The following is a 15,084-nucleotide window of genomic DNA, read 5'->3' as shown; positions in this document are numbered from 1 at the left end:
GCCACGGCTTTCGTGGCGGTTGATGCGCGCCGTGTTTCCGCGTAGGCGAGCGCCATGACCAGTGCTGCCGACTCTTCTGCCTTCAAGCCCGTTGCCATCGATCCGCCCGTGAGCGTAGCGCTCGTGGCCGCTATGCTCATTCTGACCTGCGGGCATGTACTGTCCAACATGCTGCGCACCACGCCTGCGGTCGCGATCGATGTGATGTCGACCGATCTCGGCGTCACGCCGCAGACGCTGGCCGCGCTGACTTCGGCCTATCATTTTTTCTTCGCGCTCCTGCAGATTCCGGTCGGCGTCGCGCTGGATCGCTACAGCATCCGCACGGTGTCGCTCGTGCTGTTCGCCGGTACGGTCTGCGGCGCGGCGATTGCGGCGCTGTCGACCGGGCCGCTCTCGTTCTTCGTGTCGCAGGCAACGATAGGCATGGCGACGTCGGGCATGCTGATGTGCCCGATGACGCTCGCGGCCAAGCGGCTGACACCAGCGCAGTTCGGTCTGTGGTCCGGCATCATTCTGTCATTCGGCAATGCGGGGCTGCTTTTGTCGGCCAGTCCGCTTGCTTACGTCGTCGAGCACTGGGGATGGCGCGCCGGATTCTGGATTGCCGCCGCAGCGGCGATTGTCGTGGCGATGCTGATCGCGGTCATGGTGCCGGCATCGCGTCCCGAAGGCCAGCCGCGCGCGCTTCTGGGCGAGATGGTTTCGGTTCTGCAACTCGGTGTATCACGTGCTGTGCGCGGTATCGTGATCCTCGCTTTCGTGTCACTTGCGGTTCAGCTTGTGTTGCGTGGGCTTTGGGCCGGCCCTTGGCTGATGAATATCAAGGGACTGTCGCGGATGGAGGCCGGCAATGTGCTGGCGTTGTTTACGGTGGCGCTGGTGATCGGACCGGCGCTGTCGGGCCTGCTCGATCGCAAGCTGGGTCATCGCCGCATGCTGCTGTTTGCGGTCCATTTGTGCGCCGCCGCGCTGCTGCTCGTGATGGCGCTCGGTGCACCGGGCTATCCGTTAGCCACGCTTTTCGGCCTGCCAGTGATGCCCGTGGCAGTCGATACCGGCCTGCTTGTGGTCATCGGCCTTCTCGTGGCGATGCAGCCGCTCGTCTATGCGATGATCCGCCAGGTCGTTGCTGCCGAGAATATTGGCAAAGCGCTCTCTGCGGCAAACCTGTCGTTCTTCCTCGGCACCGCCGTGATGCAATCGGCTACCAGTCCGATTGCCGCCGCCTGGGGATTGCCCGCAGTTTTAATCTCAATGGCGGTATTCCTGACCGTATGCACCCTCGTCTTCTTCGTGTTGACGCGTCCCGCAGCGCAGCGCGGGGCTGCATAACAGGTCCATGACGATTGCGACGGCAAGTTGCTGGAATTGCCGTGAGTCCTGTGGTCTGATGCGCAGAGTGACGCGATCAAGACGTCGCGCGCGGTCTCGCATTGCGGGGCGCCTCACACAGGGAGGACGTGACTTGCCGTTTTTCGTCAGGGGAACCGATACGTCAGGGACTGTTTCACTCCGCCGCGACAACGCGGCCGGAGCTGTCAAGAAGGCCAGGGAGCTGCTCGATGACGGCAGCTGGGATGTTGAAATCACCGGCCCGGATGGACTTCCGCATCCGATTGCCGAATTCGAGGCGATGTATTCCGCCGGTGCGACGACGGCGGTGCATGCGACATAGCTGACAGGCAAGGGATGCAGTGACGGCGACCGATCTTGTTCTGCATCACTATCCGCGTTCGCCGTTTGCCGAGAAAGTGCGCGTCGCCTTCGGATTGAAGGGCCTGCATTGGCAGTCAGTGATCCAGCCGCGGATCGCGCCGAAGCCACAGCTCGTGGCGCTCACCGGAGGCTATCGCCGCGTTCCGGTGCTGCAGATCGGCGCAGACGTCTATTGCGATACGCGCCGCATTCTCGCGGGGCTTGAGCGGCGTTTTCCCGAGACGACGCTTTATCCGACGGGCACGCGCGGTCAGGCCGATATCATCGCGGCCTGGGCCGATCGCGCGCTCTTTGCCAATGCTCTTGGACTGGTCTTCGGCCTGAACGGCGATCGTTTTCCGCCAGAACTGCATGCCGATCGCGCGAGTTTCATGTCAGGCAAGTTCGATGGTTGGGACAGCGTGAAGATGCGTGAGCAGATTCCTGCGCTCCGCAACCGGTTTCGCATTCATCTAGCCTGGCTCAGCGATTGGCTTGCGCGTGGCGACGCGTTCCTGCTTGGCCAGGCGCCGTCACTTGCCGATCACACCGTCTATCACCCGCTCTGGTACGCGCGCGGCAATCTCGGTGAGAGCGAAGGTCTTGCCGAGCATCCGCGCATTCTCGCGTGGATGGACCGGGTTGCCGCGCTGGGGCACGGAACGGTTGAGGAGCTGTCGCCCGAGCAGGCGCTGGACATAGCGCGGCTCTGTCAGCCTATGGCGACATCTGCTTCTACTCATAACGATATTGCTGATGATCAAGGTCTGCCGTTTAAGGAAGGCATAATGGTATCGGTCATGCCGACCGATTGGGGCTTCGATCCCGTCATCGGTGCGTTTGTTTCTGCGGGTCATGACAGCATCGCTTTGCGGCGTGAGGATCCCGATGTCGGCGCGACGGTTGTACATTTCCCGCGTGCAGGCTTTGCGATTGCTCGCCTGTGAAAGCCCCGTCACGGATGCATGGCCCTCATTCGCGATTTCCATGCGCCGCAATTTGACGCAGCTGCGCAAACGCGGCTAAGTCCGAAAAACGCTGCCCGACTGCGATATGCAGACTCCCAATCTGCAACGCGGTGTTCGACACTTCAGCGCACAGCAACAGAACAAGAAAGCGCACCGCTTCAGCGTCGTTGCGCATCGGAGGATATGACATGACCATGACCCGCCGCACATTTGGACTTGGTGCCTCTGCAGTTCTGGCAGGGCCGATCGCCGCGCCGTTCATTCGTAGCGCAGGCGCCGCCGAGCCGGCGATCCGCATCGGCATGGTCAATTCGATGAGCGGCGGTCTTGCGGCTTACGCGCAGGAAGGCCAGCCGGCTTTCGAATACATCATCAAGAAGATCAATGCCGAAGGCGGCATCAAGAGCAAGGGCGGCGCCAGGATCGAGCTGGTGCTGGCGGACGATACCAGCCAGCCGGCGCGGACCGCTGCCGAAGCGCGGCGCCTGATCACCGAGGAAAAGGTGCAGCTTCTGACCGGCACCATTCTCAGCGCACAGATGCTGGCGCTGACACCGGTGGTCGACGAAGCCAAGATTCCGACGCTGTCGGTCTGGGCCGGTGGGTCGCAGTCGAACTATATGTTTACGCTGGGATACCCGTATGATCGCGGTTATGCGCAGACCATGCATGATTTCGTCATCTCATTGCGCGACGATTTCACGTTTCCGATCAAGACTGCCGTCATGGCCTATTCGAATTACGAGGCCGGCCAGCAGTCCAACAAATTCCTGGTCGAGAAGCTGAAGGCCAGCGGCATCCAGATCATCGGCGAAGCCGCGCTCGATATTCGTGCGCAGGACCAGACGGCGGCGATGGTCCGTATTCGCTCGCTCAAGCCGGACGTCGTTGTCGGTCTCGTGACGCCGCGCGACGGCATCCTGCTGCATCAGGCGCGTTACAATCTGAACTATCACGGCAGCATCTTCTGCGGTGGCACCGGCGGCTATTCGGATCTGTCGCTCTGGAAGGATCTCGGACCCGAGATCGGCAAGGCCGTGCTGACGAAGAACCTGTTCGGTATGACCGGCTTTAGCGCCGGCGCCAAGATCGAGTCGATGCAGAAGATCGTCACGGAATTGCGCGATGTCGCCAAGCTCGAAAAAATCGGCCAGGGCGCAGTGCAATATGCGCAGGCGGCACGCGTGCTGCAACAGGTGCTCGAGAACGCCAAGTCGCTGCAGAGCGATGCACTGCTCGAGGCGCTGAAGAACGTCAATATTCCGGCAGGCGATCCGAACCTCTACATTGCCAAGCCGAAGGGCCTGCAATTCGCGGAAGACCGTCTGCTCAAGGATGGCTCTGCGATGTTCATCCAATGGACTCCCGAGCAGGATCAGCAGGTCGTATTTCCGAAGGAATTCGCCCAGGTGCCGCCGCGGCCGAAGTCCTGATCGGCCCCGCACTGAGGCTCGGCGCAACATAAAGAGTGGACGGCTGTGGCATTTCTGGAAGTCTCCAACATCACCAGGCGGTTTGGCGGGCTGGTCGCGCTCAACGCGGTGAGCTTCGATGTCGAGAAGGGCGAAATTCTTGGCATCATTGGCCCGAACGGTGCCGGCAAGACCACTTTGTTCGGTGTGATCTCCGGCTTCATTCCGCCGAGTGCGGGCGACGTCGTTTATGACGGTGAAAGCATTATCGGGGTGTCGCCGGATCGGCTGGTGCGCCGTGGATTGATGCGCTCGTTCCAGATCGTCCAGTCCTTTGCCGACATGACGGCGCTCGACGTCGTCACGACCGCAGCATTGACGCGCCGGCCGATGCGCGAGGCGATCGACTACGCAGCGCAAGCACTGCTGCGCGTCGGCCTTGGCGGCAAGGAGCACAAGACGCCGGCGACGCTGTCGTTGCAGGACAAGAAGCTGTTGGAGCTGGCGAAGTGCATCGCTACCGATCCGCGCTGCATCCTGCTCGACGAGGTGATGGCCGGCCTGACCATGGCCGAGACCGCCGCGCCGATCGCGATCATCGAGGAGCTCAACAAGCAGGGCGTTACCATCGTGATGGTGGAGCATGTGATGCCCGTCATCATGCGGCTCGCGCAGCGTATGGTGGTGATCAATTTCGGCGAGAAGATCGCGCAGGGCACGCCCGACGAGATCCTTCGGGATCAGCGCGTCGTCGATGCCTATTTCGGAGATCATCTCGATGCTTGAGATCGACAACCTGGTCGCAGGCTATGGCGGTGTGCCGGTGCTGCGCGACATCAACGCCAAGATCGCTGCGGGCGAGATCGTCGGCCTGCTCGGCGCCAACAATGCCGGCAAGACCACGCTGATCAATGCGCTGTCCGGCATGGTCAAGCCGCTCTCCGGGCGCATTCTGTTTCTCGGCGAAGACATTAGCAAATTAACGCCGCAGGCGCGTGTCGAGCTCGGCATCGTGCAGGTGCCGGAAGGCCGTCTGGTGTTTCCGGAAATGAGCATCCGCGAAAATCTTCTGCTTGGCGGCATCAATGCGCATGCGCGCAAGCATCGTCCGCAACAGATGGAAAAAGTCATCGGTTTGTTTCCGCGGCTTGGCGAGCGGCTGACCCAGAGTGCCGGTTCACTATCAGGCGGCGAGCAGCAGATGCTGGCCATCGGTCGCGGGCTGATGGCGGAAGCCAAGCTGCTGATGCTCGATGAGCCCTCGCTCGGTCTGTCGCCGCTATTCGTGCAGTATATTTTCGAGATCATCGACAAGTTGCATGCCGACGGGCTGACCATCCTGCTGGTGGAGCAGAATCTGAATTTGACGTTGCGCCACGCCAAGCGCTGCTACGTGCTGGAGCGCGGGCAGGTGGCGGTCGAGGGTGATGCGGAGACCGTGAAGAACGATCCGCGCACGCGCAGCGCCTATCTTGGTCTGTGATCGGAGAGTGATGTGACCGAACTTTATCAAGCTCTCGCCCAAGGCCTTCTGATCGGCGCCACTTATGGCTTGCTGGCGCTGGGCATGGGGCTCGTCTACGGCGTGTCGGGCGTCGTCAATTTCTCGCATGGCGATTTCATCTCGCTCGGCATGTTCATGTGCCTCGCCCTGTATTCCGCATTCGCCATGGACCCTTATGTGTCCATCATCATCACGGTGCCGCTGATGACCGCGATCGGCGCACTGGTCTACATCTTCCTGATACGGCCAATGGTCGGGCATCAGTTCCTGATGGTGGTGCAGCTTACGCTCGGTCTGAGCCTGGTGCTGCAGAACGGCATCCTGATGGTGTTCGGCGGCGAGCCGGCGCGGACGCCCTCCTTCGTCGAATCCAAGCTGATCATTCTCGGTGACGTGGTGCTGCGAGTGCCGCACATCGTCGCCTTCGTCGTTTCCTTTGCGCTCGCCATCGGCCTCTACATCATGCTGCGCTCGACCGACTTCGGCCGCTCGATCCGCGCGGTGCACCAGAATGCGCATGCCGCCGCGCTGATGGGCATCAATGTCGGCCGCGTCCAGGTGCTGACCTTCGCGCTCGGCATCGGTATTCTCGCGCTGGCCGCCGCGCTGCTGCTGCCGGGCACTCCGATCCAGCCGACCCAGGGCCTGCGCTACACCGTGATCACGCTGCTGGTCGTGGTGCTCGGCGGCATGACCAATTTCGTCGGCATCATGCTCGGCGGCCTGATTATCGGCATCGCCGAAGCCTTCGGCACCATCTATCTCGACGGTCCGATCGGCTTGCTGCTGCCTTATATCATCTTCGTGGCAATCATGCTGTTTCTCCCGAAGGGCCTGACCTGGAGCTCGGCACGATGAGAGACGAATTCTACAAGACGCTCGCATCGCCGATCTGGTGGGGCGCGCTGGTCATCGCCGCCATCATGCCCTTCGTGCTGTCGAGCTATTACGTCCACATCCTCACGCTGGCGCTGGTCTATGTGGCACTGGCTTCGTCGTGGAACATCGTCGGCGGCATGGCCGGGCAGATCTCGCTGGCGCACAGCCTGTTCATCGGCATCGGATCGATGTTTTCGGCCGCGTTGTTGCTCAAGCTCGGCATCAATATGTGGCTGGGTCTCGTGATCTCGGCGGTAATCTCCGGAATTCTGGGCGCCGTCATCGCCTGGATCGACTTCCGCTTTCAGCTCGGCCATCTCTCTTTCGTGCTAATCACGCTGGCTTTCGCCGAAATGGGCAGCATCGTTGTCGAGGGCTGGGACTTCCTCGGCGGTGCATCCGGGCTGCTGCTGCCGAAGGACACGGGTAATTTCCTGGCGTTCCAGTTTGGCGGCGGTCACGGTGCGTTCTGGATGATGCTGGCATTGGCGGCGATCTGCGTGCTGGTCAATGTTGCGATCCTCAATTCGCCGCTTGGCTATTATCTGCGCACCATCCGCGACAATGAGAAGGCGGCGCAGGCGATTGGCGTCAACATCCTGCGCTACAAGATCACCGCCATGGTGATCTCGGCGATGCTCGCCTCCGTCGTCGGTACCGCCTATGTGCGCTATCTCACTTTTGCCGATCCCTATCTGCTGATCTCGCCCGTGATCACCATCGAGATCGTGCTGTTCGCAACCGTCGGTGGTTTGGGTCGTGCCTATGGCCCCGCGCTCGGCGCATTGCTGCTGGTGCCACTTGGTGAAATTCTGCGCGGCAAGCTCGGCAGCACGCTGCCTGGCCTGCACTACTTCATCTACGGGATCGTTGTGATCTCCGTCATTCTGGTCACGCCCCGTGGGCTGTTGCCGCTGTTTGAGCGGCTCTGGGCGCGCTGGCGCGGCCCTGCGGTTGCCGGCAAGCCTTAAGCGGTTCGGGAATTGCCGGCGTTGGAACTTCGGTCATCCGTTGGCTGATGCCGATTCCAACGATAGTCTCTCGCCACGGTGGAGCATCGGCTGTGCCGGTTGGGAGCTGAAATCATGCGCTTCGACGCGATCATCATCGGTGCCGGCCAGGCGGGGCCTTCGCTCGCGGGTCGGCTCACGTCTGCCGGCATGTCTGTGGCGATCGTCGAGCGTCATCTGTTTGGCGGCACCTGCGTCAATACCGGCTGCAAGCCGACCAAGACGCTGGTTGCCAGCGCCTATGCCGCGCATCTTGCACGCCGCGGCGCCGACTATGGTGTCATGATCAACGCGCCCGTGCGGATCGATATGGCTCGCGTGAAGGCGCGGGCGGACAAGGTAATCCATGATTCGCGAAACGGCGTCGAAAGCTGGTTGCGCGGTATGGACAAATGCACGGTCATCAATGGGCACGCGCGCTTCGAATCCGCGGATACGATCCGCGTCGGCGACGAGTTGCTGACGGCGCCAACGATCTTCCTGAATGTTGGTGGGCGGGCTGTCGTGCCGGACATGCCGGGGATCAACGATGTCAATTATCTGACCAATACGGGCATCCTGCAGCTGGATCGCGTGCCGAAACATCTGGTGGTGATCGGTGGCAGCTATATAGGCCTCGAATTTGCGCAGATGTATCGCCGCTTCGGCGCCGAAGTGACGGTGGTCGAGAAGGGCGCGCATCTGGTCTCGCGTGAGGATGTGGAGATTTCAGAGGCGATCCGCGATATCCTGCTCGCCGAAGGCATCCATATCCGAACCAATGCCGAATGCATCACCTTCAAGCCGCATCCGGATGGCGTGGCTGTCGGTGTCGACTGCAGCGAAGGCGCGCCGGAGATCATCGGCAGTGATGTTTTGCTCGCGGTGGGACGCCGTCCGAATACCGACGATCTCGGTCTCGACAAGGCTGGCGTCGCTGTGGATGACCGCGGCTACATCAAGGTCGATGACGGTCTCGCCACCGACGTGCCGGGCATTTTTGCCATGGGCGATTGCAACGGACGCGGCGCCTTCACGCATACGGCTTACAACGACTTCGAGATCATTGCCGCGAACCTGCTCGATGGCGCAAGCCGCCGCGTCAGCGATCGGCTTCCCGGCTATGCGCTGTTCATCGACCCGCCGCTTGGCCGCGTCGGCATGACGCTGACTCAGGCAAAGGCCACAGGAAAGAAATTACTGATCGGCAACCGGCCGATGACCCATGTGGGCCGCGCCGTCGAGAAGGGCGAGACCGCGGGCATGATGCAGGTTGTGGTCGATGCTGAAACGAAGAAGATTTTGGGAGCCGCCATCCTCGGTACCGGAGGCGACGAGGCGATCCATGGCATTCTCGACATCATGAATGCCGGCGCCGATTACACCCAGTTGCAATGGGCGGTGCCGATCCATCCGACGGTGTCGGAACTGATCCCGACGCTGCTCAACGAGATGAAGTGATCGCCGCTCAGGCGGTCTGGAATTTGAGTACGGCCATCAGCGTCAGCAAGGTGGTTGCGCAGGATGCGGACACAATCGCCATATTGATAAGGCTGCGGACTGCAACAGCCGCGACTGCAGAAATCGGATGAACAGCGTCCGATGCACTGGCTTTCTTGCGCGGAGCCGGTTTCTTCTTTTGTGCCATGCCGATCCCCAAAGAGAGGGGTCAGACCGTTGACCGGCCTGACCCTGACGCCTTCCCTGCCGAGGTGTGTCCCTCGATCATGACGCGACCATCGCATGAATGGCCGGTGAACTGCTTAACGCGCGTGGTGAATCGAATCTGACCGGATTCGATGGTTTATGAATTTCCTCGTTCTAGATTGTTCGCCCGCCATCGACCGGCAAGATCACGCCGGTGAGGAACTCGGATTCCTCACCCGCCAGATACACGCAGGCATTGGCGATATCCGAGGGGCGCGACATGCGGCCGAGCGGGATCGTCCCGATGAATTTAGCGCGGTTCTCTGGCGTATCCGGCACGCCCATGAAGGATTCCAGTAGCGCGGTTTCGCCGATCACCGGCGCGATGCAATTGACGCGGATGCCATCGGGCGCCAGTTCCACGGCCATCGATTTCGACATCAGGTTCACCGCGCCTTTGGTGGCATTGTACCAGGTCAGGCCCGGGCGCGGCCGGACGCCGGCTGTCGAGCCGATATTGATGATGCGACCGCTCTTCTGCTTCTTCATCACCGGCACACAGGCATTGGTCATCAGGAAGATCGATTTCACATTGATGTCGAACGCCTTGTCGAATTCTTCTTCGGTCACTTCGAGCAAGGGCTTGTTGCGAAAGGTCCAGCCGGCATTGTTGACGACGACGTCGAGCTTGCCGAATTTTTCGACCGCGAGCTTCACCGAGGCATCAACATCGGCCTTGCTGGTGACGCTGCCGCCAAGGGCGATTGCGCCGTCGCCGATCTCGGCCGCAACCTTTTTCGCGCCATCGGCATTCAGATCGAGGATGACGACCTTGGCGCCTTCGCGCGCGTAAGACCGCGCGATCTCGGCACCGAAACCCGATGCGCCGCCGGTGACGATGGTGGATAGGCCTTGAAGTCGCATGTTGTTTTCTCCCGGATTTTGCGCCTTGACTGGCGCTTGACGATCAAGGTTAGAGCCGATGGTGGCGGCTGTGAAGGCGCCACGGCGAATGGCTGCTAAAGGAAGCGTGGCCTTTACAGAAAACGTCTTGCGTTGACTTCTTCGAGATCTAGCCCTTCCTCGATCGCATGCAGCACACTGTCGTGGATTTCGCCCTCACGGTGCATCTTCAGAAGCTCTGCACGGCCGGCTTCGATGGCGGCCAGCACGGTCGTGTAATGGTCGATGCGGTGCGGCGATAGTGCCTCAGCCTCTTCGGCATAGCGCGCCGCGGCGCCCTTGCGATAGGTATATTGCTCGAACAGGCGCGGATGGCGATGTGTGCCGTCATCATTGCGTGACGCCTTCTCGATGGCAGAAAATTGCGCGGCCGCAACGCGCGCGCGCGCCTGCGCTTCGCTGAGTTTGGAATGATGCGGTGCGCGGACATTGTCGGTTTTGATGAGACGGCGCACGATCGGTGCCAGCGTCGAGCCCTGGACAAGGACGGTTACCAGGATGACTGCGAAGGTGATCGCCAGGATGACGTCGCGGCCCGGAAATTCCTCCGGCAATGATAATGCGGCAGCGAGGCTCACCACGCCGCGCAAACCGGCCCAGCTCATGATGAACGGCACCGTCCATGGCGGAGCGGGGTCGCGGGCGCGGAGCTTCGGCATCAGCATACGTGGCAGATAGGTGCCGGGAAACATCCAGGCGAAGCGCGCGAGGATCACTGCCGCGATGACAGCAGCCGTCACCGGCAACAGCGCCACCACCGCGTCATAGCCGCCGAGGCGATACAGCACACCGCGCAGCGACAGCCCGATCAGGATAAACACCAGAGATTCCAGCACGAATACGACGACGCTCCACGCTGCGGTGGCGCGGGTGCGCGTCGCAGCGCCGAAGAACTCGTGCTGCTTCCATCCGAGGATCATGCCGCATGCGACGGTGGACAGCACGCCGGAGACGTGCAGCTTTTCCGCGGCGATATAGGAGATCCAGGCGACCAGGAAGGTCCATGCAATCGCGAGGTCGATTTCCTTGATGCGCTTGATTACCAGGATAGCGGCGAAGGCGAATGCGATGCCAACAAGCAGGCCGCCGATCGCAACCGAGAAGAAACTCACGGTGGCCGCAGTGGCGCTGAACGAGCCGGTCAGCGCTGCCGCGATGGCGAAGCGCAGCAGCACCAGGCCCGATGCGTCGTTGACGAGGCTCTCGCCCTCCAGCAGCACGATAATGCGCGGCGGGAGCGGCACGCTCTGGAGCACGGCCTTTGCCGCCACCGAATCCGGCGGCGAGACAATGGCGCCGAGCGCAAAACAGGCGGCCCAGGGCAGCGACGGCATCACCAGATGCGCGACTACGCCGACCACGAGGGTGGTGAAGAAGACAGCGCCAACGGCGAGCTGCAATATGATGCGAAGATCGGCGCGGAAATCCCGCCAGGAGGTGAACCAGGCGCTCGACATCAGCAGCGGCGGCAGAAACAAGACGAGCACCAGCTCGGGGTCGATCTCGACATCCGGGGTGCCCGGGATCAGTGCGAAGCCGATGCCGCCGAGGATCAGGGCAGCTGCGCGCGGGAGCTGAAAACGCCGCGCGATCATGTCGAGCAAAACGATGACAGCCATCAGCAGCAGGATAATTTCGAAGCGGGAAACGGCGGTCATGAGGGCCTGTCGAGATGCGAGAAAAACGGTCGGACGTCGATTCGGGCCAATGCCGTGATCTGATGTCTGTCATCTATCTTGCAAATGTCGCACGGGCTGTACAGCGGGCCAGTGATTTTGCAGCAGGCCAGCACGAAAAAGGGCGACCCGACGGGCCGCCCTTCGATGCCTTAATTATGCGCTTCAGACTACTCTGCGCTGCTGACCAGTCGCAGCGACACCCTATGCTCCATCATGCTGCGATAGGTGGCCACATAATCGAGAGCCATGCGCCGGGCGGTGAAGCGGGTTTCGAACTGCTTGCGGATCGCTGTACGGTCCATGCCGGCGAGACGACCCACCGCGGCAACTGCACTGGTCTCGTCCTCGACGATGAAGCCGGTAAGGGCCTCGTCGATGATCTCCGGCACCGAGCCGCGGTTATAGGCAATGACCGGCGTGCCGCAGGCCATGGATTCGATCATCACCAGGCCAAACGGCTCGGGCCAGTCGATCGGCAGCAACAGACCATAGGCGCCGCTGAGGAATTCCGGCTTCTCGCGGTCGCTGATCTCGCCGATATATTCGACCAGCGGATGATCCATCAGTGGGCGAACGACCTGCTCGTAATAGTCCTCATCCGCGCGGTCGATCTTGGCCGCGATTTTCAGCGGGATGCCGGCGCGGATGGCGATCTTGATCGCGCGGTCGACGCCCTTCTCGGGCGCAATACGCCCGAGCACGGCGAGGTAGCTCGGCGTGATCGGTTGCGGCGTCAGCAATTTCTCGGGAAGGCCGTGATAGATCGTGCGCACGAAATTCGCCTGCGGTACCGGGCGCCGCTGCGCGTTCGAAATCGAAACAACGGGAATCTTGGAGAAAGTCGTGAAGGTCGGCTGATGTTCCGGCAGATCCAGACGGCCATGCAGCGTCGTGAGAAATGGTGTGGGTTGGCGGGAGAATAGCGAGAACGGATAGTAATCGAGATGGAAATGCAGAACGTCGAATTCGTCGTCGTCACATTTCTGTCTTACACGCTCGAGCATTTCCATATGGAGGGCGTTGGGATCGCGGACAGAGCCATCGAGCCGCAGCGCCTTCGGCCATCCGGCGTCGAGCTTGCCTGACGTTTGAGAGTCGCCGCTGGCGAACAGCGTAACATCATGCCCCTGCGCCACCAGCTCTTCGGTCAACCAGTGGACGACGCGTTCCGTGCCTCCATAGAGCTTCGGCGGAACGGCTTCTGTCAGCGGAGCAACTTGCGCGATGCGCATTTTACATATCTCCCATGTTGGAAGTGATGAACAACTTCAGCGACGACGTGTCGGTACCGGTATGCCTGAAGCTGGAACGTTCTCGCATCTGCGAGGTTCCTATGTGATCTGCGTAGTTCGTCCACACTGTGGTCTTGCTGATGCCATCACGTTCAACCACGGTTTCCGGAGTGTTAATGCTGCCCGAATGTTGCGCCGAGATGGCGAGAGCGTGGGAAATTCGGGATGGCATCATCTCCATCAGCGGGCGGGGACGCTGTCCGTCGAGATTCTTGTTCTTATTCAACGGGTTTTGACAATCACATGGACAGTCTTTCCGGATATGCGTATCGCCCTTTCGCTTTCGTGATGCGCTACATCAGGATGCGTTCTGCATCGCATCTGATCATCCTGATATCCGTGCTTGCAGCCGTCGCCTGTTCGGTGGGCACGCAGTACGGAATTAAATTTTTAGTCGATGGCCTCTCATCGGGACCTTCGGGAGCCGGTAATACCGTCTGGATCGCATTTGGCGTTCTGATCTCGCTGATCACGGCAGACATGTTCCTGTGGCGCGTGGCCAGCTGGACCGCGAGCTACACATTCGTTGGTGTCACCGGCGATCTCAGGCGCGATATCTTTCGCCATCTGACCGGACACGCACCGAGCTACTTCTCGGATCGGCTGCCCGGCATGCTGACCAGCCGTATCACGGCAACGTCCAACGCGGTCTTCACCGTCGAAAACATGTTTGTCTGGAACGTGTTGCCGCCCTGCGTCGCGACATTCGCGGCGATCCTGCTGATTGGAACCGTCAGCCTGCCGATGGCGGCGGGACTGACAGTGGTGGCGGGCGCGGTGGTCGTGATGATGTTCAAGATGGCCGCGGCCGGCAAGAAACTGCATGACGACTTCGCCAGCAAGGCGGCCGCCGTCGATGGCGAAATGGTCGATGTCATCAACAATATGCCGCTGGTCCGCGCATTCTGCGGATTGAGCTTCGAACATGACCGCTTCGATGAAACGGTCGATCGCGAGCTGAATGCCCGTGGTCGCAGCCTGCGCTACCTTGAGCGTCTGCGCTTGACGCATGCGGCCATCACGGTCGCGCTCACGATCGGGCTACTCGCCTGGGCGATCATGCTGTGGCAACGCGGCGGTGCCAGCACCGGCGACGTCGTTCTGATCTGTACGCTCGGTCTCTCGATTCTGCATGCGACGCGAGATCTTGCGGTGGCGCTCGTGGATGTCACGCAACATGTTGCGCGCTTGTCCGAGGCGCTGTCCACATTGCTGGTGCCGCATGAGCTTAGCGATCATCCCGAGGCCGAGCCGCTGGTGAAGTCGGGCGCAGCGATCGCCTTCAACAATATCTCGTTTCGTTATCCCGGCGGTCTGCAGGTGTTCGACAAGTTCACGTTGCGGCTCAATGCCGGGCAGCGGGTCGGGCTCGTCGGCCAATCCGGCGGCGGCAAGTCGAGCCTGTTCGTGCTGTTGCAGCGCTTCTATGACGTCCAGGATGGCAGCATCACCATCGATGGCCAGGATATTTCACGCGTGACCCAGCACAGCCTGCGTCATGCAATCTCCGTGGTACCGCAGGACATCTCATTGTTCCATCGCTCCATCATGGAGAACATCCGGTATGGACGTCCCGAGGCGACGGATGACGAGGTATTGCGTGCAGCCATTTCGGCGCGTTGCGACTTCGTCGAGACGCTGCCGGAAGGCCTTCACACCATGGTCGGGGACCGCGGCGTCAAACTGTCCGGCGGGCAGCGCCAGCGCATCGCCATTGCACGCGCCTTCCTGAAGGACGCGCCCATTCTGCTGCTGGATGAGGCGACGGCTGCCCTCGACAGTGAATCGGAAGAGGCGATTCGTGAGGCGCTGGCGCGTCTGATGCGTGGTCGCACGGTAATCGCGATCGCGCATCGCCTCGCGACGTTGCGGAATTTCGATCGCGTGGTCATGCTGCAGAGCGGCAAGATCATTGAGGACGGCAAACCTGATCATCTGATGCAGGGCGAGGGGCCGTATCGGGAACTCGTCACACAGGAAATGAGCCGTCTCGCGCAGCACGCAGCCTGACGACTCAGTTATCCTCTCCAGGCGCTGTGTTTATCTTCGTGCC

Annotated in this window: 15 protein-coding genes; 10 read left to right on the top strand and 5 right to left on the bottom strand. The window is 61.1% G+C overall.

Translation table 11 applies throughout. The features are described from left to right. Positions 1–54: 54 nt before the first annotated feature. From AB8A23_RS03480 to AB8A23_RS03470, 3 genes are all read left to right on the top strand, one after another. Complete coding sequence (locus tag AB8A23_RS03480) at positions 55–1,335, top strand: MFS transporter (protein WP_439056875.1); 1,281 nt, start codon at positions 55–57, stop codon at positions 1,333–1,335. A gap of 133 nt (positions 1,336–1,468) precedes the next feature. Then, complete coding sequence (locus tag AB8A23_RS03475) at positions 1,469–1,678, top strand: hypothetical protein (protein WP_068737702.1); 210 nt, start codon at positions 1,469–1,471, stop codon at positions 1,676–1,678. Positions 1,679–1,697: 19 nt separating this feature from the next. Continuing rightward, positions 1,698–2,645, top strand: coding sequence for a glutathione S-transferase family protein (locus tag AB8A23_RS03470; protein WP_439056876.1), 948 nt, complete (start codon positions 1,698–1,700; stop codon positions 2,643–2,645). A 25-nt stretch (positions 2,646–2,670) separates the two neighbouring features. On the opposite strand, the gene AB8A23_RS03465 is transcribed toward AB8A23_RS03470, so the two are convergent. After that, positions 2,671–2,856, bottom strand: a complete 186-nt coding sequence (locus AB8A23_RS03465) for a hypothetical protein (RefSeq protein WP_309940879.1) — start codon at positions 2,854–2,856, stop codon at positions 2,671–2,673. Between AB8A23_RS03465 and AB8A23_RS03460 the strand changes: the two genes are divergently transcribed. The 6 genes from AB8A23_RS03460 to AB8A23_RS03435 all read left to right on the top strand — a co-directional run bounded on the left by AB8A23_RS03460 (position 2,855) and on the right by AB8A23_RS03435 (position 8,911). Further along, the gene (locus AB8A23_RS03460) at positions 2,855–4,099 is read left to right on the top strand and encodes an ABC transporter substrate-binding protein (RefSeq protein ID WP_439056877.1); all 1,245 of its coding nucleotides are present in this window, start codon (positions 2,855–2,857) and stop codon (positions 4,097–4,099) included. The genes AB8A23_RS03465 and AB8A23_RS03460 overlap by 2 nt on opposite strands. 45 nt (positions 4,100–4,144) lie before the next feature. Next, positions 4,145–4,864, top strand: coding sequence for an ABC transporter ATP-binding protein (locus AB8A23_RS03455; RefSeq protein ID WP_089266696.1), 720 nt, complete (start codon positions 4,145–4,147; stop codon positions 4,862–4,864). Beyond that, entirely contained in the window at positions 4,857–5,561 is a 705-nt protein-coding gene (locus AB8A23_RS03450; RefSeq protein WP_093758021.1) for an ABC transporter ATP-binding protein, read from the top strand. The genes AB8A23_RS03455 and AB8A23_RS03450 overlap by 8 nt, the downstream gene beginning before the upstream one ends. A gap of 12 nt (positions 5,562–5,573) precedes the next feature. Then, the gene (locus AB8A23_RS03445) at positions 5,574–6,440 is read left to right on the top strand and encodes a branched-chain amino acid ABC transporter permease (RefSeq protein WP_068737690.1); all 867 of its coding nucleotides are present in this window, start codon (positions 5,574–5,576) and stop codon (positions 6,438–6,440) included. Further along, on the top strand, positions 6,437–7,432 hold the full coding sequence (locus AB8A23_RS03440) for a branched-chain amino acid ABC transporter permease (protein WP_175369560.1): 996 nt from the start codon (positions 6,437–6,439) through the stop codon (positions 7,430–7,432). The genes AB8A23_RS03445 and AB8A23_RS03440 overlap by 4 nt, the downstream gene beginning before the upstream one ends. 114 nt (positions 7,433–7,546) lie before the next feature. After that, complete coding sequence (locus AB8A23_RS03435) at positions 7,547–8,911, top strand: FAD-containing oxidoreductase (RefSeq protein ID WP_439056878.1); 1,365 nt, start codon at positions 7,547–7,549, stop codon at positions 8,909–8,911. 7 nt (positions 8,912–8,918) lie between these two features. On the opposite strand, the gene AB8A23_RS03430 is transcribed toward AB8A23_RS03435, so the two are convergent. The 4 genes from AB8A23_RS03430 to AB8A23_RS03415 all read right to left on the bottom strand — a co-directional run bounded on the left by AB8A23_RS03430 (position 8,919) and on the right by AB8A23_RS03415 (position 12,971). Continuing rightward, entirely contained in the window at positions 8,919–9,098 is a 180-nt protein-coding gene (locus AB8A23_RS03430) for a hypothetical protein (RefSeq protein ID WP_231078433.1), read from the bottom strand. Between the two features lie 173 nt (positions 9,099–9,271). Further along, positions 9,272–10,021 carry a glucose 1-dehydrogenase gene (locus tag AB8A23_RS03425; protein WP_439056879.1) on the bottom strand — a complete coding sequence of 250 codons (750 nt, stop codon included), beginning with the start codon at positions 10,019–10,021 and terminating at the stop codon, positions 9,272–9,274. Positions 10,022–10,134: 113 nt separating this feature from the next. After that, on the bottom strand, positions 10,135–11,718 hold the full coding sequence (locus tag AB8A23_RS03420) for a Na+/H+ antiporter (RefSeq protein WP_231078432.1): 1,584 nt from the start codon (positions 11,716–11,718) through the stop codon (positions 10,135–10,137). Positions 11,719–11,906: 188 nt separating this feature from the next. Next, positions 11,907–12,971: a glycosyltransferase family 4 protein gene (locus tag AB8A23_RS03415; RefSeq protein ID WP_089266708.1), complete on the bottom strand. Its 1,065-nt coding sequence runs from the start codon at positions 12,969–12,971 to the stop codon at positions 11,907–11,909. 303 nt (positions 12,972–13,274) lie between these two features. On the opposite strand from AB8A23_RS03415, the gene AB8A23_RS03410 reads away from it, so the two are divergent. Beyond that, entirely contained in the window at positions 13,275–15,041 is a 1,767-nt protein-coding gene (locus AB8A23_RS03410; protein ID WP_089266712.1) for an ABC transporter ATP-binding protein, read from the top strand. The last annotated feature ends 43 nt before the right edge of the window (positions 15,042–15,084 follow it).

It is taken from the genome of Tardiphaga sp. 619_E2_N8_4 (assembly GCF_051810905.1).
Lineage (GTDB): Bacteria > Pseudomonadota > Alphaproteobacteria > Rhizobiales > Xanthobacteraceae > Tardiphaga > Tardiphaga robiniae.
The sequence above is the reverse complement of the archived record's forward strand: the minus strand, read 5'-3'. Positions and strand labels throughout refer to the sequence as shown.